This window comes from Erwinia papayae (assembly GCF_058241465.1).
Window position 1 is genome coordinate 2,072,484 of record NZ_JBZCHT010000009.1, and the last position, 19,553, is coordinate 2,092,036.

The 19,553-nt window shown below is 50.3% G+C and carries 21 protein-coding genes and 1 other RNA gene; 11 read left to right on the forward strand and 11 right to left on the reverse strand.

From position 1 onward, the window contains the following. Positions 1–6: 6 nt before the first annotated feature. The gene (gene apt, locus AC3RPL_RS14690) at positions 7–558 is read right to left on the reverse strand and encodes an adenine phosphoribosyltransferase (RefSeq protein ID WP_490740546.1); all 552 of its coding nucleotides are present in this window, start codon (positions 556–558) and stop codon (positions 7–9) included. Positions 559–764: 206 nt separating this feature from the next. On the opposite strand from apt, the gene priC reads away from it, so the two are divergent. From priC to rsmS, 3 genes are read left to right on the forward strand one after another with little or no spacing between them, the layout of a single operon-like run. Continuing rightward, positions 765–1,295: a primosomal replication protein PriC gene (gene priC / locus AC3RPL_RS14695; protein ID WP_490740547.1), complete on the forward strand. Its 531-nt coding sequence runs from the start codon at positions 765–767 to the stop codon at positions 1,293–1,295. 39 nt (positions 1,296–1,334) lie between these two features. Continuing rightward, positions 1,335–1,580 carry a GlsB/YeaQ/YmgE family stress response membrane protein gene (locus AC3RPL_RS14700; RefSeq protein ID WP_034933401.1) on the forward strand — a complete coding sequence of 82 codons (246 nt, stop codon included), beginning with the start codon at positions 1,335–1,337 and terminating at the stop codon, positions 1,578–1,580. Between the two features lie 19 nt (positions 1,581–1,599). Next, a complete protein-coding gene (gene rsmS, locus AC3RPL_RS14705) occupies positions 1,600–1,755 on the forward strand; it encodes a pleiotropic regulatory protein RsmS (RefSeq protein ID WP_490740548.1) in 156 nt (51 codons plus the stop codon). On the opposite strand, the gene acrR is transcribed toward rsmS, so the two are convergent. Next, positions 1,752–2,393, reverse strand: a complete 642-nt coding sequence (acrR, locus tag AC3RPL_RS14710) for a multidrug efflux transporter transcriptional repressor AcrR (protein ID WP_490740549.1) — start codon at positions 2,391–2,393, stop codon at positions 1,752–1,754. The two genes, rsmS and acrR, sit on opposite strands and share 4 nt — an antisense overlap. A 140-nt stretch (positions 2,394–2,533) precedes the next feature. On the opposite strand from acrR, the gene AC3RPL_RS14715 reads away from it, so the two are divergent. From AC3RPL_RS14715 to ykgO, 4 genes are all read left to right on the forward strand, one after another. After that, a complete protein-coding gene (locus AC3RPL_RS14715; RefSeq protein WP_034933406.1) occupies positions 2,534–3,718 on the forward strand; it encodes an efflux RND transporter periplasmic adaptor subunit in 1,185 nt (394 codons plus the stop codon). 17 nt (positions 3,719–3,735) lie between these two features. Next, positions 3,736–6,888, forward strand: coding sequence for an efflux RND transporter permease subunit (locus AC3RPL_RS14720; protein ID WP_490740550.1), 3,153 nt, complete (start codon positions 3,736–3,738; stop codon positions 6,886–6,888). A 189-nt stretch (positions 6,889–7,077) separates the two neighbouring features. Continuing rightward, entirely contained in the window at positions 7,078–7,335 is a 258-nt protein-coding gene (locus tag AC3RPL_RS14725) for a type B 50S ribosomal protein L31 (protein WP_034933430.1), read from the forward strand. 9 nt (positions 7,336–7,344) lie between these two features. Continuing rightward, positions 7,345–7,485: a type B 50S ribosomal protein L36 gene (gene ykgO / locus AC3RPL_RS14730; RefSeq protein WP_034912820.1), complete on the forward strand. Its 141-nt coding sequence runs from the start codon at positions 7,345–7,347 to the stop codon at positions 7,483–7,485. Between the two features lie 212 nt (positions 7,486–7,697). Here ykgO and AC3RPL_RS14735 read toward each other — a convergent pair whose 3' ends face one another. Genes AC3RPL_RS14735 through AC3RPL_RS14745 form a run of 3 tightly spaced genes read right to left on the reverse strand, consistent with a single transcriptional unit; the run spans position 7,698 to position 10,128 of the window. Beyond that, entirely contained in the window at positions 7,698–8,576 is an 879-nt protein-coding gene (locus AC3RPL_RS14735) for a metal ABC transporter substrate-binding protein (protein ID WP_490740551.1), read from the reverse strand. Further along, positions 8,573–9,445 carry a metal ABC transporter permease gene (locus tag AC3RPL_RS14740; RefSeq protein WP_490740552.1) on the reverse strand — a complete coding sequence of 291 codons (873 nt, stop codon included), beginning with the start codon at positions 9,443–9,445 and terminating at the stop codon, positions 8,573–8,575. The genes AC3RPL_RS14735 and AC3RPL_RS14740 overlap by 4 nt, the downstream gene beginning before the upstream one ends. Continuing rightward, the gene (locus AC3RPL_RS14745; RefSeq protein ID WP_490740553.1) at positions 9,442–10,128 is read right to left on the reverse strand and encodes a metal ABC transporter ATP-binding protein; all 687 of its coding nucleotides are present in this window, start codon (positions 10,126–10,128) and stop codon (positions 9,442–9,444) included. Before AC3RPL_RS14745 ends, AC3RPL_RS14740 begins: the two co-directional genes overlap by 4 nt. A 907-nt stretch (positions 10,129–11,035) precedes the next feature. On the opposite strand from AC3RPL_RS14745, the gene tomB reads away from it, so the two are divergent. Continuing rightward, positions 11,036–11,416 (forward strand): Hha toxicity modulator TomB, encoded by a 381-nt coding sequence (gene tomB, locus AC3RPL_RS14750; protein WP_034933441.1) that lies wholly within the window; start codon positions 11,036–11,038, stop codon positions 11,414–11,416. A gap of 27 nt (positions 11,417–11,443) precedes the next feature. Further along, entirely contained in the window at positions 11,444–11,662 is a 219-nt protein-coding gene (gene hha / locus AC3RPL_RS14755; protein ID WP_034933443.1) for a hemolysin expression-modulating protein Hha, read from the forward strand. Between the two features lie 34 nt (positions 11,663–11,696). Here hha and ffs read toward each other — a convergent pair. Continuing rightward, positions 11,697–11,793, reverse strand: an RNA gene (gene ffs / locus AC3RPL_RS14760) — signal recognition particle sRNA small type. Positions 11,794–12,017: 224 nt separating this feature from the next. Between ffs and AC3RPL_RS14765 the strand changes: the two genes are divergently transcribed. Next, positions 12,018–12,365, forward strand: coding sequence for an MGMT family protein (locus AC3RPL_RS14765; protein WP_052018641.1), 348 nt, complete (start codon positions 12,018–12,020; stop codon positions 12,363–12,365). Here AC3RPL_RS14765 and AC3RPL_RS14770 read toward each other — a convergent pair. Beyond that, entirely contained in the window at positions 12,352–12,909 is a 558-nt protein-coding gene (locus tag AC3RPL_RS14770) for a YbaY family lipoprotein (RefSeq protein ID WP_490740554.1), read from the reverse strand. The two genes, AC3RPL_RS14765 and AC3RPL_RS14770, sit on opposite strands and share 14 nt — an antisense overlap. 218 nt (positions 12,910–13,127) lie before the next feature. Here AC3RPL_RS14770 and tesB point away from each other — a divergent pair, with 218 nt between their 5' ends. Next, entirely contained in the window at positions 13,128–13,988 is an 861-nt protein-coding gene (gene tesB, locus AC3RPL_RS14775) for an acyl-CoA thioesterase II (RefSeq protein WP_490740555.1), read from the forward strand. 91 nt (positions 13,989–14,079) lie between these two features. On the opposite strand, the gene amtB is transcribed toward tesB, so the two are convergent. The 4 genes from amtB to AC3RPL_RS14795 all read right to left on the reverse strand — a co-directional run bounded on the left by amtB (position 14,080) and on the right by AC3RPL_RS14795 (position 19,534). Further along, positions 14,080–15,369 carry an ammonium transporter AmtB gene (gene amtB, locus AC3RPL_RS14780; RefSeq protein WP_034933943.1) on the reverse strand — a complete coding sequence of 430 codons (1,290 nt, stop codon included), beginning with the start codon at positions 15,367–15,369 and terminating at the stop codon, positions 14,080–14,082. A gap of 30 nt (positions 15,370–15,399) precedes the next feature. Further along, complete coding sequence (gene glnK, locus AC3RPL_RS14785) at positions 15,400–15,738, reverse strand: P-II family nitrogen regulator (protein ID WP_026742851.1); 339 nt, start codon at positions 15,736–15,738, stop codon at positions 15,400–15,402. A gap of 267 nt (positions 15,739–16,005) precedes the next feature. Then, entirely contained in the window at positions 16,006–17,772 is a 1,767-nt protein-coding gene (locus AC3RPL_RS14790) for a SmdB family multidrug efflux ABC transporter permease/ATP-binding protein (RefSeq protein ID WP_490740556.1), read from the reverse strand. After that, positions 17,765–19,534 carry a SmdA family multidrug ABC transporter permease/ATP-binding protein gene (locus tag AC3RPL_RS14795; protein ID WP_490740557.1) on the reverse strand — a complete coding sequence of 590 codons (1,770 nt, stop codon included), beginning with the start codon at positions 19,532–19,534 and terminating at the stop codon, positions 17,765–17,767. The genes AC3RPL_RS14790 and AC3RPL_RS14795 overlap by 8 nt, the downstream gene beginning before the upstream one ends. Between the last annotated feature and the right edge of the window lie 19 nt (positions 19,535–19,553).

Below are 19,553 nucleotides of genomic sequence, written 5' to 3' on the forward strand. Positions count from 1 at the left end.
TGTCACTCAGTGTCCCGGAAAGCTGACAAGGCTAAAGCATTCAATTCCCAGTGCATTGAGACGTGCCTCCCCGCCCAAATCAAACAAATTGATGACGAATGCTGCATCTTTAACTTCTCCACCCGCACGGCGGATCAGTCGGGCGGTGGCTTCAATCGTCCCCCCAGTCGCCAGCAAATCATCCACTACCAGAACCTTGTCGGCTGCGGTAATGGCATCGCAATGCAGTTCAAGCTGGTCGGTGCCATATTCCAGCTCATAACTTTCAGCAAAAGTTTTACGTGGCAGTTTTCCTGGTTTCCGCACAGGAACAAAGCCTACGCCCAGCGCTAACGCCACTGGCGCACCGAAAAGAAACCCGCGCGCTTCAGTTCCCACCACTTTGGTTACCCCTGCCTCACGGTAGCGTTCAACTAATAATTTAATGCTGAGAGCGAAGGCGTCAAGATCTTCCAACAGACTGGTCACATCACGAAACAGGATGCCCGGCTTAGGATAATCAGGGATGCTTTTGATACTGTTTTGAAGAAATTCGAGCTGCTGCGCTGTTACGGTCATAATTTCATGCCTGGTAAATACAAATCTGACTCGCGCAGCTTCAACGGCTCTTGCAAAATCAGATCACAGAGCCCGACAGTTTATTCAGGGGAAGCCACGCACGAAAACGCCCAAATTTATGCAAACCCTCCGCTAATTGCAACCGAAGAAAACAAAACCTGTGCAGACCGCGCTATCATATCCGGCAAATCAGGGGAGAAAACAAGATGAAAAGTGCGGATCTGTTGTTGCAGTTAGAAGAAAAGCTGGCCGAGCTGGCCCGCGCTGTAGAGCCGTATGCAAATCAAAAAACGTCCGGAGCACGTTTTGACAACCAGCTGTTTCACACTCGCAGCACTCGCCCTGGCGATTATCTTGCTGAAATTCGTCACAGCCTGCTTATGCTTAAGCAGAGCGTCGATGGGCATCGCAGTGAGAGTGTGGCATGGATGGCTGAACGGATGGTATTACAAATCGGCGCACTGCAACGCGAACTGGCGACTCAGGCATTACGCAGAAGTGAAATCCGTACAGTGTCTGAAAGTGAAAATATGTATGAAAAACTGGCAAAACATCAGGGCTATGAAAGGCGGTTACGTGCCATGATTGTCGACCGGGAAAGCCAGCTTGCCCTACAGGAAACACTGAGTGGACAACAAAATCTGCAACGGGAGATTGCGGCACTGGAAGGGCGTTTGCAGCGCTGTCTGCACGCACTGAAGCGAATTGAACGTACCATTGAAAAAAGTGAACAGTAGCTATAATAGCTGCATATCAATTATCAATGGAGATAACGGATGGGACTTCTCTCCTGGATCATTATCGGCCTGCTGGTCGGGCTTATCAGTCGCTGGTTTTTTCATGGCCGTCCAGGCGGATTCATTGCAACGCTGGTGCTGGCGGTGATTGGTGCGCTGATTGGTGGCTACGTCAGCGCCTTTTTTGATTACGGCTCGCTGGCAGGAATGGACCCGAGAGCCATGCTGATTTCCCTGGCTGGTGCCCTGATAATGGTGCTGGTGGTCAGAAAACTTCGTATCTGAACGCTATATAAGGAAGACCATGACACTCGATAATGCCCCGGAAGAGATCAAACTGGCTGTGGATTTGATCATGCTGCTTGAAGAAAACGCCATCCCCCCACATACCGTGCTGGCTGCACTGGCTATCGTGCAAAGAGATTTTGAAAAAAAGCTGAACACATTAGAAACGCGTTAATCATGGCGAATGCGCAAGGAAGTGCTGTGCCTCAACATATCAATTAACACCTCGACCAGCTGTGTGGCATCGGCTGCCAGATCAAAGCTCTCAGGCATAAACAGCCAGTTCTCCATAATGCCGGTGATGTAGCCACGGATAACGACCGCTGTGCGACGGGTATCAAGATCGGCAGGCAGCTGACCCGCTTCTATACACTGACGAAGAACATCTTCAATCTTCTCGTAACATTCCAGGTACAATGTTTGCTGCATCAGCTGCAAAGTGGTCATTTCACCCACGAATTCACATTTATGGAATATTATCTCCATTAATGAACGTCGGCGGGTATCCCGCACTGTTGCTTCAAAGACATAGGAAATCATTGAACGCATCACGGAGAGTGGATCGAATGGATATTTTAATTGATACTCAACCTCTAAGTCATCCAGCCCCGACTCCGACTGTGCCCAAATCTCATTGAGTAGGTCGGTTTTGTTTTTGAAATGCCAGTAAATTGCACCTCGCGTCACCCCTGCCGCAGTGGCGATGTCGGCCAGTGACGTTTTGGACACTCCGTGTTCGGAAAACCTTTCGATTGCCGCATCAATGATCTGATTGCGCGTTTCCAGTGCCTGTTGTTTGGTTTTTCGTGCCATACGGGGATTTTTACAAAAAGGCGTACTTACATACATTTGCGAATGTATGTACCATAGCACGACCATAATTTAAACGCAGCAATGGGTTTATGGTTTTGGGAGCCATTGCGCTATCGATATCGGACACTCGAGGTTTATTTATGAATAAAAACAGAGGGCTAACGCCTCTGGCGGCCGTTCTGATGCTTTCAGGCAGCGTATTGCTGACAGGATGTGATAACAAGGGAGCGCAGCAGGCAGGACAGCAGCAGGCTCCTGAAGTGGGTGTTGTTACCCTTAAAACCGCCCCGCTTACCGTGACAACTGACCTGCCGGGACGGACATCCTCATTCCGTATCGCAGAAGTTCGTCCCCAGGTTTCTGGCATTATTCTGAAACGTAATTTCGTTGAAGGCAGCGATATCAAAGCTGGAGAATCACTTTACCAGATCGATCCTGCTACCTATCAGGCTGCTTATGACAGTGCTAAAGGTGATTTAGTGCAGGCGCAGGCTAACGCACAAATTGCAGCACTGACGGTAAAACGTTACAAGCCTCTGCTTGGCACCAAATATATCAGTCAGCAGGATTATGATACTGCCGTTGCCACAGCAAGTCAGACTGCTGCTGCAGTTCAGGTTGCTAAAGCCAGTGTGGAAACGGCGCGTATTAATCTCGCGTTCACTAAAGTGACATCGCCAATCAGCGGTCGTATCGGTAAATCTTCAGTGACAGAAGGTGCGCTGGTACAAAATGCCCAAACCACAGCGCTGGCAACCGTTCAGCAGCTTGATCCCATTTATGTCGATGTGACTCAGTCCAGTGAAGATTTCATGCGACTGCGTGCGGAACTCAACGCCGGTACATTACAACAGGCTGGCGGAAAAGCGCAGGTCAAACTGTTGCTGCAAAATGGCAGTGAATACGCTCAAAGCGGCACACTGGAATTCTCTGACGTTACCGTCGATGAAACCACCGGTTCCATCACCCTGCGTGCCGTCTTCCCTAACCCTGACCATGCGTTGCTGCCCGGTATGTTCGTGCGTGCACGCCTTAATGAAGGGACCAATCCAAATGCGCTGTTAGTTCCTCAGCAGGCTGTCACCCGCACACCTACTGGCCAGGCGACTGCAATGGTTGTCGGCGCTGATAATAAAGTTGCCGTACGTAACCTGAAGACAGAACAGGCCGTTGGCGATAAATGGCTGGTCACTGACGGTCTGAAAGCAGGTGATAAAGTCATTACCACCGGTGTTCAGCGGGCAAAACCGGGTGCTCAGGTTACCCCACAAGAAGTGAGTACAGACAGTGCCAGTCCGGCAAAGTCTGAACAACCGCAGTCTTAAAAAGGAGCCGCTGATACATGGCTAAGTTCTTTATCGATCGCCCCATTTTTGCGTGGGTTATCGCCATCATCATTATGCTGGCGGGCGTGCTGTCGATTCTAAAACTGCCGATCGAGCAATATCCCAATGTTGCCCCCCCGGCAGTACAGATAACAGCGACCTATCCAGGTGCCGATGCCAAAACGCTGCAAGACTCCGTAACCCAGGTTATTGAACAAAATATGAACGGTATCGATGGCCTGATGTATATGTCATCGAACAGCGATTCCTCAGGCACCTTACAATTAACACTGACATTCCAGTCGGGTACCGATCCGGACATTGCGCAGGTTCAGGTGCAGAACAAACTGCAACTTGCCACACCGTTGCTACCGCAAGAAGTTCAACAGCAGGGGATTAAAGTTCAGAAATCGTCCAGTAGCTTCCTGATGGTCGCTGGGTTCGTCAGCGAAGATGGCAGCATGACGCAAAATGACATTGCTGACTATGTCGCTTCGAACATTAAAGACCCCATCAGCCGTACTCTGGGCGTGGGCGATACCCAGATATTTGGTGCTCAGTACGCCATGCGTGTCTGGATGGATCCGCACAAACTGAACAATTATCAGTTAACACCGGTTGATGTTATCAGCGCGATTACCGCGCAGAACTCACAGGTCGCGGCTGGCCAGTTGGGCGGTTCGCCTCCGGTTCCCGGTCAGCAGTTGAACGCCTCGATTATTGCGCAAACCCGTCTGACTTCTACCGATGAATTCGGCAAAATTCTGCTGAAGGTCAACGCAGATGGATCGCGGGTATTGTTGAAAGATGTCGCTAAAATCGAGCTTGGCGGTGAAAACTATGAGGTAATTGCCCGCTATAACGGCAAACCTGCATCGGGTATTGGTATCAAACTGGCAACCGGTGCTAATGCACTGGACACGGCAGAAGCGGTAAAAGCAGAGCTGGCTAAACTGGAGCCTTTCTTCCCATCAGGAATGAAAGTCGTTTATCCCTACGACACCACGCCATTCGTCAAAATCTCCATTATGGAAGTGGTAAAAACCCTGCTCGAAGCTATCGTGCTGGTCTTTATCGTGATGTATCTGTTCCTGCAAAACTTCCGGGCTACGCTGATCCCAACGATCGCTGTGCCAGTGGTGTTGTTAGGTACCTTTGCCATCATCAGCGCCTTCGGCTATTCGATAAATACCCTGACGATGTTCGGGATGGTGCTGGCGATAGGGTTATTGGTGGATGATGCCATCGTCGTAGTTGAGAACGTTGAACGCGTGATGGCTGAAGAAGGGCTGCCACCAAAAGAAGCTACCCGCAAATCAATGGAGCAGATCCAGGGGGCGCTGGTTGGGATTGCCCTTGTTCTTTCGGCGGTGTTTATCCCTATGGCTTTCTTCGGCGGCTCTACCGGGGTCATTTACCGCCAGTTCTCCATTACGATTGTTTCTGCAATGGTGCTGTCAGTAGTTGTGGCGATGATTCTGACGCCCGCCCTGTGCGCCACCATGCTTAAGCCTGTCGCTAAAGGTGAACATGGTAAAACCACCGGATTCTTCGGCTGGTTTAACCGCATGTTCGACAAAAGCACCCATCACTATACCGACAGCGTAGGTCATATTATCCGCAGCACCGGACGCTACCTGGTGATTTATCTGGTGATCGTGCTGGGCATGGCCTGGCTGTTCCTGAAGTTGCCCACCGCCTTCCTGCCAGAGGAAGATCAGGGATTGCTGCTGGCGCAGGCCCAGCTGCCAGCAGGTGCGACTCAGGAGCGTACAGAGAAAGTATTGGATCAGGTCACAGATTACTTCCTGACTAAAGAGAAAGACAATGTGCAATCGGTCTTCACCGTTAACGGCTTCGGTTTTGCTGGTCGCGGTCAGAACACCGGTATTGCCTTTGTAAGCCTGAAACCCTGGAGTGAACGAAGCGGAGCTGCCAATAAAGTCGATGGCATTGCCGGTCGTGCAATGAGAGCATTCGGGGCGATCAAAGATGGGATGGTCATTCCGTTTAACCTGCCAGCCATCATTGAGCTGGGGAATGCCACTGGTTTCGACTTTCAGCTGATTGACCAGGCTAACCTGGGTCATGACGCTCTGACCCAGGCGCGTAACCAACTGTTTGGTATGATTGCTCAACACCCTGACACTCTGGTTGGCGTTCGCCCGAATGGACTGGAAGATACCCCACAATACAAACTGACCATCGATCAGGAGAAAGCTGAAGCACTCGGCGTCTCAATCTCCGACATAAACACCACGCTGGGTGCTGCCTGGGGGGGGTCTTATGTGAACGATTTTATTGACCGTGGGCGTGTAAAGAAAGTGTACGTGATGGGTACAGCTGACTCCCGTATGCTGCCAGACGATGTCAATAAATGGTTTGTACGTGGTTCTTCCGGACAGATGGTACCGTTCTCTGCCTTTGCCACAGCTAAATGGCAATACGGTTCTCCGCGTCTGGAGCGTTATAACGGTTTGCCTTCTATGGAGCTTTTGGGCCAGCCTGCGCCGGGTAAAAGTTCCGGTGAAGCAATGGGGCTGATGGAACAACTGGCCTCTAAATTACCACAAGGTATTGGTTATGACTGGACAGGCATGTCATATCAGGAGCGCCTCTCTGGTAATCAGGCTCCGGCTCTCTATGCCATTTCACTGATTGTCGTCTTCCTTTGTCTGGCGGCTTTGTATGAGAGTTGGTCGATACCGTTTGCGGTTATGCTGGTGGTGCCGCTCGGGGTCATTGGTGCATTGATCTTTACCACCCTGCGTGGACTGAGTAACGATGTCTACTTTGTGGTAGGTCTGCTGACAACTATTGGCCTCTCTGCGAAAAACGCCATTCTGATTGTTGAGTTCGCCAAAGACCTGATGGAGAAAGAAGGTAAAGGTCTGGTTGAATCAACACTGGAGGCGGTGCGCATGCGTCTGCGTCCGATACTGATGACTTCCCTGGCCTTCATCCTGGGCGTACTGCCACTGACTATCAGTACCGGTGCGGGTTCCGGCGCACAGAATGCAGTTGGTACCGGGGTAATGGGCGGAATGGTGACAGCTACGGTACTGGCTATCTTCTTTGTTCCGGTGTTTTTTGTGGTGGTACGTCGCCGCTTCGGTAAAAACAAGGAAGAGAGAAAGCAATCTCTCCCTGAACAACATCCTCAACACTGATTTATTGTTGATTGAATGTCTGAAGAGGCCGCTGATGCGGCCTCTTTTTTATTACGGTGAACAAAAAAACCGTGGTTTAAAAGATCCCACTCATCATTTCCCCTACCCCACTTTTAACGGTTGCAATTCTGAAATGCCATGCGCATAATATTTGTTATGTTATAACATAACTTAATTCAACGAGGATTCATGAAACAAGGTATTCATCCTGGCTACCGAACTGTGGCATTCCACGACACCAGTGCAGATACGTATTTTATCGTTGGTTCCACTATCAAAACTGAGCGGACAGTTGAACTCAATGGCAAGGTGCTGCCTTACGTGGCGTTGGATGTCTCCTCTGCTTCCCATCCTTACTACACGGGCAAGCAAAAAGAGTTTACGAAAGAAGGCAGCGCTCACCGCTTCAATCAGCGCTTCGGCCGCTTCTTCACCTCAGCGAAATAAGGATTCAACATGCAGGTACTCAGTTCACTGGCTTCAGCCAAAAAGCGCCACAAAGATTGCAAAGTCGTACGCCGCCACGGACGTGTCTACGTTATTTGCAAAAGTAACCCACGCTTTAAAGCCGTACAGGGCAGGAAGAAAAAGCGTTAAGTGTTAGTTCAACGGCTGCACCAGCTGCTTTAATCCGATACAGCTGGTGCGGTGGCTTGCAACACCCTCTCATCACAAGACTTCTATACTCTATCCACAGCGCTAAATGTGCTTCATGTCAGATTGTTAATCTCTTAGCTTCATGCATTACCGTCGATGGCCCAGACGGTCACACTTAACGTCTTAAAAGGAGCATCCCTGCCCCTTTCTACTTATTTCATACTGCTTATCATGGCATTAACGTTATGTTTAAAGGCTGCGACGTAGCTGTCCGCCTCACCACCTTTTTTAGTCAGTGCCTCCGGAAAGAGTTCGCCTCCCGGCTGAGCACCTGTTGCTGCGGCAATTTGTTTTACCAGCCGCGGGTCGGTCTGATTTTCAATGAAATAGCTGCGAATATGTTCTTTTTTCAGTTGCGTAATCAATCCCGCAACATCTGATGCGCTGGCTTCTGACTCGGTAGAGAAACCAACCGGTGACAGGAAGCTGACGCCATAGCGTTCACCAAAATAGCCAAAGGCATCGTGGCTGGTTAGTACTTTCCTTTTGGCAACCGGCACAGCAGCAAAGCTACTTTGCGCCCATTTATCCAGCTTCTCCAACTGCTCCAGATAAGCCGAGCCGCGTTGACGGAAATAAGCGGCATCCTGAGGATCAGCAGCAATCAATGCATTCATCACGTTACTGGCATACACCTCGCCGTTTTTCATGCTGTTCCAGGCATGGGGATCGGTAATGGTTTTACCATCTTCTTCCATTTTACGGGTGGTAATCCCGTCTGATGCAACAACCACTTTACCTTTGTATTCAGACGCAGAAATCAGACGATCCATCCATCCTTCAAGTCCCAGACCACTGACAAACACCACATCAGCTTTTGAGAGTGCCTGGCTGTCCTGAGGCGTGGGTTCAAAACTGTGTGGATCGCCATTAAAACCCACCAGGCTTTTCACTCTCACATGGTCACCACCGACCTCTTTAACAATATCGGCCAGCACCGAAAAGCTCGCTAGTGTATCAACCGTTTTTGCCATCGCCATGGGCGTGACGAAAAACGCCGCAACCGCCAACGCTACAGGTATTTTCTTCATACTCTCTCCTTACCAACTGAAAAAGGGCACGTGCGGAAAATCCCGCCCTGAGGCCCAACTAAAACCGAGAAAAAAAACAGTATGGCGGCACTGAGCACAACTGCCGGACCGGCAGGAAGTGACCAACAGTAAGAGACGACTAATCCGCAACAGCTGGCAATCACCGCGATAATCATCGCTGAGGCAATCATGCCAGGCAGTCCGGCAGACCAGAAACGCGCAGCAGCAGCAGGCAGCATCATCAGCCCTACACACATCAACGTACCAAGCACCTGGAAACCAGCAACCAGATTGGTTACCACCAGGATGAGAAAAATGCCGTGAACCAATGCAGGCACCCAGCGGCTTTGCGCACGTAAAAATGTGGGATCAAAAGCATCCATCACCAATGGGCGATAAATCAATGCCAGCACCAGTAAGGTGCACCCGGCAATACCGCTGACCAGTAAAATCGACGGATTATCAACCGCCAGTAGAGAACCGAACAGGACATGCAACAGATCCACACTCGATCCACGCAGTGAAACCAGTGTGACGCCCAGTGCCAGCGAGCCCAGATAGAATCCGGCAAAGCTGGCATCTTCCCGTAGCGGCGTGTAGCGGCTTACCGCACCGGAAAGCAGTGCCACTGATAAACCCGCAATCACCCCGCCCGTGCCCATAGCCACTAACGACAAACCGGATATCAGGTAGCCGATGGCGGCACCGGGCAGCACAGCATGTGACAGTGCATCGCCAACCAGGCTCATTCTGCGTAGCAGCAGGAAAACACCCAGGGGCGTGGCACTAAGCGATAAGGCAATACAAGCCACTAACGCACGGCGCATAAAGCCAAATTCGAGAAAAGGCTGAACCAGGACAAGGCTCATCTGCCCTCCCTGATATGCGTAAAATTAAGCTGGGTGACGGGTGCGCCCTGTGCTGACCATTCAGCATGGCTCTGTTTCAGCCGCAGAGTTTGTGGAAAATGCTTCTCAACAGCAGCCATATCGTGCAGTACCACAATCAGAGTACATCCCGCCCGATGCCGCTCTTCCAGTAATGTCATCAGCAATGCCGTCGTCTGACTATCGATGCCGGTGAAAGGCTCATCCAGCAACAAAAGCGCTGCATCCTGGACAAGCAAACGAGCAAACAGCACACGCTGCAACTGCCCACCAGACAGGGTGCCCGGCTGAGCGGCGGCATAATCCAGCATATTGACCTTCTCCAGCGCACTCATCACCGACCGGCGCATGTCACGGTTAATTGCCCCAAACCAGCCGCAACGCTTCCAGCCCCCCATGGCCACCAGATCGAAAACACTGATCGGAAAGGTTCGCTCAATTTCCGATTGCTGAGGCAACCATGCCATGCTGGAGCGAGGTTGATGCTTAATGACCTGTCCCGTGACCGGAGTCAGCATACCGGCCATTGTTTTAAGCAGAGTAGATTTTCCTGAACCATTGGCCCCAACCAGAGCAGTCATGGTGCCCCGTGAAAATTGACCATTAAGGGTTGGAGTGACAGCCCTGCCCCGGTAGCCAGCAGTAAGATTGTCGAGCGTAATCATCCGCAGACAGCCCAGTAAGTCAGGGTCAGTAGCAGTAAAATCAGACAGCTGGCCAGAGAGAGTCGTAACAGAGCTGACTGTGTCAGCAAAGTTCCCTTGCGAACCAGAGATAAACAGGCAGACATTGCATGAACCATGGATGTTATAACGTAACAATACTCTACGCTGGCGTTGGTTAATATGCCTGAACAAAGTGTATCTAAGTATGTCCTGCTGTATTGGCGCAGATGTACAAAGATCATATAAAAAAATTTTAACTTAAAGACTTTTTCTATCGCAGAAAACGGTTTTATCTACTAAAATAATTAACAGTAAAATCATGAGGATAGTTAAATCATAATTTCAGCCACTTGATAATTTAGCTTTTGAGAACAATTATCTCTATAGCGTTTATTATATCTGTGTAGAAAAAACACTCAGTATTATTACAGTTACGATATAATCTGATTGCCGGTGGACGTTTAGAGAGATGAAAATATTCAGCAGATAATTCTCAAAGTATAAATTGCGCAAAAGCTGGTATTGTTAAGGCTTTCACAAAATGCACAATATGTTCTCGGGCGTGTTAAATTTATTTTTATAGAATATTTAAATGAATCGCGTTATAAGTCATACATTGTCTGGCGGACATGCTTAGAATACCACTGTGGTATATTGACCATGAAATGGTAACCTCTGGAACAATAAATTTCGTATCTCAGTTCAACACGTTGATTTTGATTTCGTTACTTCGTTTGGATACGTTTTTTTTGGCTAACTGTAACTTTTAGTAAGGACAACAAAAATTCGTTTTTAAGCAGGCTATATTTAATTATGTCTGAGTAGGGTTTTAATATCGCTTCCTGGCACACCATTAGCAGAATGCCCAAACTGATGGCACCTCACACTCGCTATGGAGGGGAAAAAGATGGACGAGTACTCACCAAAAAGGCATGATATTGCCCAGCTGAAATTCTTATGTGAAAATTTGTATGACGAAAGTATGGCTACACTGGGTGACAGTCACCATGGGTGGGTTAACGATCCAACTTCAGCCATCAATTTACAGCTTAATGATTTGATCGAACATATTGCTGCCTTTACCATGAATTACAAAATCAAGCATATTGAAGATAGCGATCTGATTAGTCAGATTGATGAATATCTTGATGACACATTTATGCTGTTTAGCAATTACGGCATTAATGTTCAGGACCTGCAACGCTGGCGAAAATCAGCAAAGCGGCTGTTCCATATTTTTGCAGAGGAATGTGCTCATGCTGTAGTTCAGACGAGCCATTCGTTTTAAACACTCTATTTTTTCAACGGCTTAACAATGACAGATAAAGTTCTGACTAAAACCGATTATTTGATGCGTTTAAGAAAATGTCGCTCTATTGATACTCTTGAACGCGTTATAGAAAAGAACAAATATGAATTATCAGACAATGAGCTGGCGGTATTCTACTCTGCCGCCGATCATCGTCTGGCTGAACTGACCATGAATAAGCTTTACGATAAAGTACCGGTTTCCGTGTGGAAATTTATACGTTGAAGAAACAGAAGTGCAGGGCTTGAATTGGTGGAGGCCCTGCCAGCTACATCCCGGCACACACGACGTCTGCTGCGGCTGCTTCCTTCCGGACCTGACCGAGTTCACAGATTAGTGTTGCGGGAGAACCAACCGGGCCTCCATTGACAAACTCCAGTGACTGGAGCGAGGGCATTATCAATGAAGCCCATGGTAATTGCAAGCCCGCACCTGGCAACCGTTTATTTCTTGCGCAAATCCTTTATCTCTTTGTTTTGCAAGCCAAACTGCATTAATCTTTTTCTGCGGCATAACTGCATGAAATCACTTCAGATGTTCTCCATTTTCCATTACCCTGGCATCTGAAGAGGAAAAAACAATGAGCGAACAAGATAATTTTTGTCAGAGAATCTGGCAAATCGTTGCGGCTATTCCCTTCGGCAGAGTGACCACTTATGGTGAAATAGCCCGACTTGCGGGGTCTCCCCGTGCGGCGCGGCAGGTCGGCGGCGTACTGAAAAGATTACCGCGAGGCAGTAAATTACCCTGGCATCGGGTGATAAATCGCCAGGGTCAAATTTCATTGTCGGGAGATGACCTTCAACGCCAGCGTCAGGCGCTACTGGCAGAAGGGATTGAAGTCAGTGCTGAGGGCAAAATCGCCCTCAGCCAATACCGCTGGGATATAAATGCAGATCAGACGGATACCGGAATTACAGTGAGGTAGGCGCAGGCACGGAAGATGATGGGCTAACCTGGGTTGGTGAACCAGAAGGCACTGTCGTGGCAGCTCCGCTTTGCGTCGGCACCGCAACCGAAGGAACCGGAACCAGTATCAACTCCTCCTTGCTTGCGCCATTGGTAATAGCGGGTTTTACTGCCTCAGTAATAAAGGTCATTTTGCCGTCAACGGTAATTGCCGCACTCAACAAAATCCGCGCACCAGGCTGAATATCGCCCGGTGTGAAAGGCAGTATAAATTTGAATGGAGCCTGCTTTCCGTCAGTTCGAACTGCCCGCTGTGCAATAACTTTAGAAGGTGCATTGGCAACGGAGGCATCTGAAAGCGTCACGGTCAATACCGCGTCAGGCGGCAGCACTACCTTTTGTCGGATGTACACGGTGCCACTGACATTAGGCTGGCGCAGAGTAGTTTGTTGTCCCGCCACCTTAGACGCCAGCGTCGCGGTAGGAACATCTTGTCCTTTGTCAGAGCAGCCTGCAAGTGCAACAGCCACAGCTGCGCCGGTAAGTAATGACCAGAATTTCATTGATTTATTCTCCTTTTGATCAATGTGCAAGGTTTATCTCATTGAGCCATGAAAGACAGAGGTTCCCTGTCACGTACCAGTTAAGTCTGGCACAACTTACTGAAATTGCCTGGAAGCCTGTTAAACGCCCACTGTAATTTGAAATCCCAGGTCGCCCATTGACGAAAACTGGTCGGATCTCGCAAACTGACCTGAAGATGACTTTTAAGGACGCCCTGATGAGCTGCGCATTGCATGATCTTTTAAATTTGTTAGATCTCGAAAAGCTTGAGGAAGGTCTGTTTCGTGGCCAAAGTGAAGATATTGGCCTGCGCCAGGTATTTGGAGGCCAGGTCGTTGGACAGGCTATCTGTGCTGCCAGACAGACCATTCGATCCGAACGGATAGCCCATTCTTTCCACAGCTATTTTTTGCGTCCGGGCGACAGTCAGAAAGCGATTATTTATGAAGTTGAAACATTGCGTGATGGTCACAGCTTCAGTGCCAGGCGAGTCAGTGCAATACAAAACGGTCAGCCGATTTTCTATATGACCATCTCATTTCAGGCACCGGAAACCGGCTTTGAACACCAGAAAACCATGCCAAAAACGCCAGGCCCGGATCATCTTCCAGCCGAAAGTGACATTGCCAGGCAGCTCGCGCATTTAATTCCACCACAGGCACGGGAAAAATTTCTTGCGGAGAAACCGTTAGAAATCCGCCCGGTAAAATTCCATAACCCGCTGAAAGGCAAGGTCGATCAACCTTTACGCCATGTATGGTTACGAGCGAACGGTACGCTTCCACCGGATCAACAGATTCACCAGTATTTGCTGGGCTACGCATCTGATTTCAATTTTCTGCCGGTTGCACTGCAACCCCACGGCAAAGGCTTTCTTGAGCCGGGTATGCAGGTCGCCACTATCGACCATTCAATGTGGTTCCATCGCCCCTTTGATCTGAACCAGTGGCTGCTGTACAGCGTGGAGAGTACATCAGCCTCCGCGGCCAGGGGATTTGTTCGGGGAGAATTTTTTACTCAGGATGGGACTCTGGTCGCCTCAACGGTACAGGAAGGTGTGATACGTATGCGTCAGTGAACCGGATGGCAGGCGGGAATATTTAGTGGAAAATAACAAAACGGCCCTCTCAGGGCCGTTTGTTATTATGAACAATGCTTAGAAAGTGAACTTACTGGTTGTAAGCATTCTCACCGTGACTGTTCACGTCAAGACCTTCACGTTCCTGATCTTCCGGCACGCGCAACCCAACGATCATGTCAGCCACTTTGAAAGCAATAAAGGCAACTACGCCAGTCCAGACAATAGTAACGCCTACGCTCAGCAGTTGGATCCATACCTGATGGCCCATCGTCACACCCTGAGCATAACCCACACCGCCCAGAGAAGAAGATGCGAAAACACCTGTCAGGATACAGCCCACAATACCGCAAACACCATGCACCCCGAAGACGTCACAAGGGTCATCTACGCGCAGCCATTTTTTCAGGGTGGTGACGCCCCACAAACCGGCAAGACCACCAACGATACCGATAATCAACGCCCCGCCGACACCAACGTAACCACAGGCTGGCGTAATGGCAACCAGACCGGCAATCACCCCGGAGCAGACACCCAGCAATGAAGGCTTACCACGTAATGCCCACTCGCCAAAGGTCCAGCTCAGCATGGCACCGGCCGTAGCCATAACGGTATTCAGGAATGCCAGACCCGCAATTTCATTAGCCGCACTGGCTGAACCAGCATTAAAGCCAAACCAGCCCACATAAAGAATGGCAGTACCGGTGAAAACCATTGGCAGGTTGTGTGGTTTGAACGCTTCTTTACCGAAGCCAGCACGTTTACCCACCAGGTAAGCTCCCACCAGGCCGGCAACAGCTGCGTTAATATGCACCACGGTACCACCAGCGAAGTCCAGCGCGCCATCCTGTGCCAGTAAGCCACCTGACCAGACCATATGGGCGATAGGCAGATAGGAGAAGGTCAACCAGATGGCAACAAAAATCAGCACCGCTGAAAAGCGAACACGTTCGGCGATGGAACCCACGATCAGGCCAACCGTGATGCAGGCAAAAGACGCCTGGAAAGAGACGTGAATATATTGATAAAACGTACCCACCAGCGCAGTGAGCTGAATGTTTTTCAACATCGCCATACTGAAGCCGCCGAAAAATGCGTTGCCTTCACTGAACGCCAGCGAATAGCCATAAACCATCCACAACACGCAGACCATCGCGAAAGTAACAGAAACCTGGGTCATCATCGAAAGGACGTTTTTAGCGCGGATCAGACCGCCATAAAACAAAGCAATACCGGGCAGGGTCATAAACAGCACCAGCGCGGTGCAAATCATCATAAAGGCGTTGTCAGCTTTATCTGCCACTGGCGGGGTCGCGGCCATCGCAAGCGACGGTAACAGGGCCAGGCTGGCAAGGCCAAATACAGCAAGTTTTTTATTCATTTTATCCCATCCCATCACAATTCTTCGCCTCTACAGCGCAGCTTCGTCAGTTTCGCCAGTGCGAATGCGGATCACTCGCTGTAGCTCTGCAACAAAAATTTTGCCATCACCGATTTTACCGGTGTAGGCAGCCTTGCTGATTACATCAATCACTTCATCAAGCTGATCTTCTGCAATGGCAATGTCTATTTTTACTTTTGGCAGGAAGTTCACGCTGTACTCAGCACCGCGGTAAAGTTCTGCATGCCCTTTCTGGCGACCAAAACCTTTTACTTCGGTAACGGTCAGCCCCTGAATGCCGATAGAAGAGAGCGCCTCGCGCACATCCTCTAATTTAAATGGTTTGATTACCACGGTAACCAGCTTCATACGATCCCCTCCAGGTATTGAAATAGTTGTTTCACCCGACACGGAATCAGTTAAGCAAAGGCTGTGCCATAAATTAAAAAGTGGAATTTTTCAGATGATTAGTCAGACAGGCCCTGAATCAGCCTGTTGCGACAAAAAAGCTGAGAGTAAGGTGAAAGCAGGCACCGGGCCACATGAGCGCACCTTAAAAGTGCATTGTGACTCAATGATGTGCAAAACTGCTTTTGCAAGCCCCTCTCTGCATGATATTGGTGCAACGAAGCGGCATCATTGCGCAGTTGCACTCGCTTCTAACTCTTCCCCCACCAGTTGAAGCTGATACATTTGCCAGTAGCGGCCTTGCTCTGCCAGCAGCTGTCGGTGATGGCCCTGCTCAACCACGCGGCCACGATGCAGAACATAAATGGTGTCCGCCTCAATAATGGTAGAGAGGCGGTGGGCAATAACTATCAGCGTGGTTTGCTGGCGCACCAGCCGCAAAGCTTTCTGAATCGCCTGCTCGGTGCCGGAATCAATATTAGCCGTCGCTTCGTCCAGAATAAGAATCTGCGGAGAGTCAACCAGCACACGAGCCATTGCCAGCAGCTGCTTCTGCCCTGTTGACAAGGTATTCCCCTGCTCACCCAGTCGGGTATGGATCCCTTGATCCAGACTTCTGGCCAGTTCTGCCAGTTGGACGGTTTCCAGCGCCTGCCATACCGCATCTTCGCTGATATCCCGTCCCAGCGTCACATTGGCAAAAAATGTATCGGCCAGCACCACGGGATCCTGCTGAACCAGCGCCACCCCCTGTCTTAAAACAGGGTGAGACAGCGTATTCAGCGGCCTGCCATCAAGGCTAATCTCTCCCTTTATCACCGGGTAGTAGCCCATAATCAGATTGGCCAGCGTACTTTTTCCACTGCCGGTGTGCCCGACAAGTGCCACGAAATGACGGGATGGAACGGTGAGATTAATATCACTCAGCACCTGCCGATCTTCACGATAGGCGAAGGCCAGATGACTGATATCAACACGGCCCGAGCACAACGGCCGATCGTCGCTGCCATAGGGTTGCCGTGGCGCATCCATCAACTCAAAAATTCGCTCCCCCGCCACCACGGCCTGTTGCAGCATTGACTGCTGCGTGGTCAGCTCGATTAGCAGTTCATTCAGCCTGCCCAGATAGTTAATAAAGGCATACAGCACGCCGACTTCGATACTTCCCTGTCCGGAAAAACCGAATAACATCATCAGGCCGCAAAGGATCAATGCGGAAAACAGGCTGAGCAGAGGACGTAACAGGAAACCATCCAGCCGCAATGTTTCCATTCTGGCCAGATAATGCGAACGACTGGCCTCCCCCATCCGCTCGCCAAACCGCGCCTGCTGACGAAATTGCTGGATGACACTCATTCCGTTGATCACTTCATTAAAGCCGTTATTAATGTCGGCCAGATAACTGCGCACCCGCCGCACGATGGGTGTACTGAGACGTTGATAAATCAGCATGACGATAATAACCGCCGGGAAAATAGCTACAGCGACCAGCGCCATCTTCCAGTTGAGGCTGAACATGGCCACCAGCATCGCGCCAATCAGCGCTGCGCTGCGCAAAACGGTTGCCACGACCGTCACATAGAGATCGCGTACCACTTCCGTGTCATTGGTGACACGCGAGATAATTTGCCCTACCGGTTGTGTATCGAAGGCGCTTAGCGGCTGGCGTAACGCAGCATCCATAACATCAGTTCGTAAGCGCTGAACGACGCCTACCGCAGCCCGGTTAAACAGCAGGGACTGGCAGTAATGCAGCAAATCGGCCAGCATCTGCAACAGAATATAACTGACCGCCAGCCCGCTGACTAAGCCCAGCGGCATACGATGTTTCGCCACCAGATGGTCGATAAAATAGCTGACCAGCACCGGACCCAGAACTTCAGCAGCTGCCGAAATCCACAGCAACAACACCGCCAGACCAAGAGATTTTTTCCAGGGCTTTCCATAGCTCAACAATCTTTTCAGCGTCGGCCAGAATTGAGTCAGATTAGCCATGAGGAACACCTTTCTCAATTTCATCCTCGTCCAGCGCGGCCTCAAGCTGCTGATAACGATACATATCCTGATACCAGCCGGGGTGTTCTGTCAGCTCAGAGTGCTGGCCGCGTTGCACCACCATGCCGTTCTGCATCACCAGGATTTCGCTGGCTTCCTGTAACGCGGACAGGCGATGAGCGCTGATTATTACCGTTCTCCCCGCGCCCCACTTACGCAAATTCTGCAAAATGAGATGTTCTGTCCGACCATCCACTGCCGACAGCGCATCATCCAGCAACAAAATTTCGGCATCCAGCAGCAGCGCTCTGGCAATCGAAATACGCTGCTTCTGACCTCCTGACAGCATCACACCGCGCTCGCCCACTTCAGTTGCATAACCCTGCGGCATGCGCAAAATATCTTCGTGCACGTTTGCCATTCTGGCAGCCTGTTCTATTTCATGCTGACTGGCCGTTGGCCGCCCGAGCGCAATGTTATTCGCCACCGTATCGGAAAACAGAAAAGGTGTCTGACTGACGACGGCCAGACGGCTGCGCCAGCTGTCGAGATTGATCTCCGGCAGTGGAATACCGTGATAACAAATCTCACCGTTTTCAATATCAAAATGTCGCTGGATCAGACGGAGCAGGGTCGTTTTTCCTGAACCGGTCGGCCCGCACACCCCCAGCATTTCACCCGGTTTGAGGCTGATATTCACCTGCCTTAGTGAAGAATGCTGAGTGCCGGGATAACAGAACTCGCCAACAGCAATCTGCAACGGACCTCGCTCTGCGGGTAGCACTTTACTGCCATCTGTCACCGCAGGCGTTTCAGCCAGCAAAGACTGGATCCTGACCCAGGCTGCACTACCCCGCTCAACAATATTAAACATCCACGCCAGAGCCAGCATCGGCCAGATCATCAGCCCCAGATACATGACAAAGCTGGTTAACTGACCAAGCGACATTTGCCCATGCCAGACCAGCCAGCTTCCTCCACCTACGGCCAGCAAATTAGACATTCCAATCGCGACGTAGATGGTGGGATCAAAACGCGCGTCAACGCGCGCTACCCGAAGGTTTTTTTCTCCGGTATCACGAGCGATATCTGCAAACTGGCCAGACTGATGGTCTTCCAGTCCAAATGCTTTGATCATGCGGATACTGGTCAGGCTCTCCTGAGTTTGATCATTAAGGGATGAGAATGCTGCCTGCGCCAGTTTAAAGCGGTGATGCAACTGTTGCCCGTAACCTTTGATTATCAGAGCCATCAGCGGCATTGGCAGCAGTGCCAGAAGGGTAAGTTGCCAGCTGATTTGTGTACTCATTACCACCAGAACAGCCAGACCCATCACCAGCGAGTCCACCAGCGTCAGCACCCCTTCCCCGGCGGCAAACACCACGCGATCCACGTCATTGGTGGCACGGGCAATCAAATCTCCGGTTCGATGACGCAGATAAAACTCCGGATGATGGCGACTTAGCTGGCGATAAAAATCCTGACGGAGTTCAACCGCCAGTTGGTAAGACGCACCGAACAATAATACCCGCCAGACGTAGCGCAGCAGATAAATAACCACGGCGGTTGTCAACATCACGCCTGCCCACATCATTAACCGGGATCCACTCATCTGCTGATGAGTGACACCGTCAACAATAGTCCCGACCACTTTGGGCGGCAGGAGCTGTAGCAGCGCAATGATAATCAACAGAAACACCGCGCCAAGATAGCGCCGCCATTCCCGAATAAAAAACCAGCTTAACTGGCTAAACAGTCGCACAGTAAACGTCCTGGTTAAA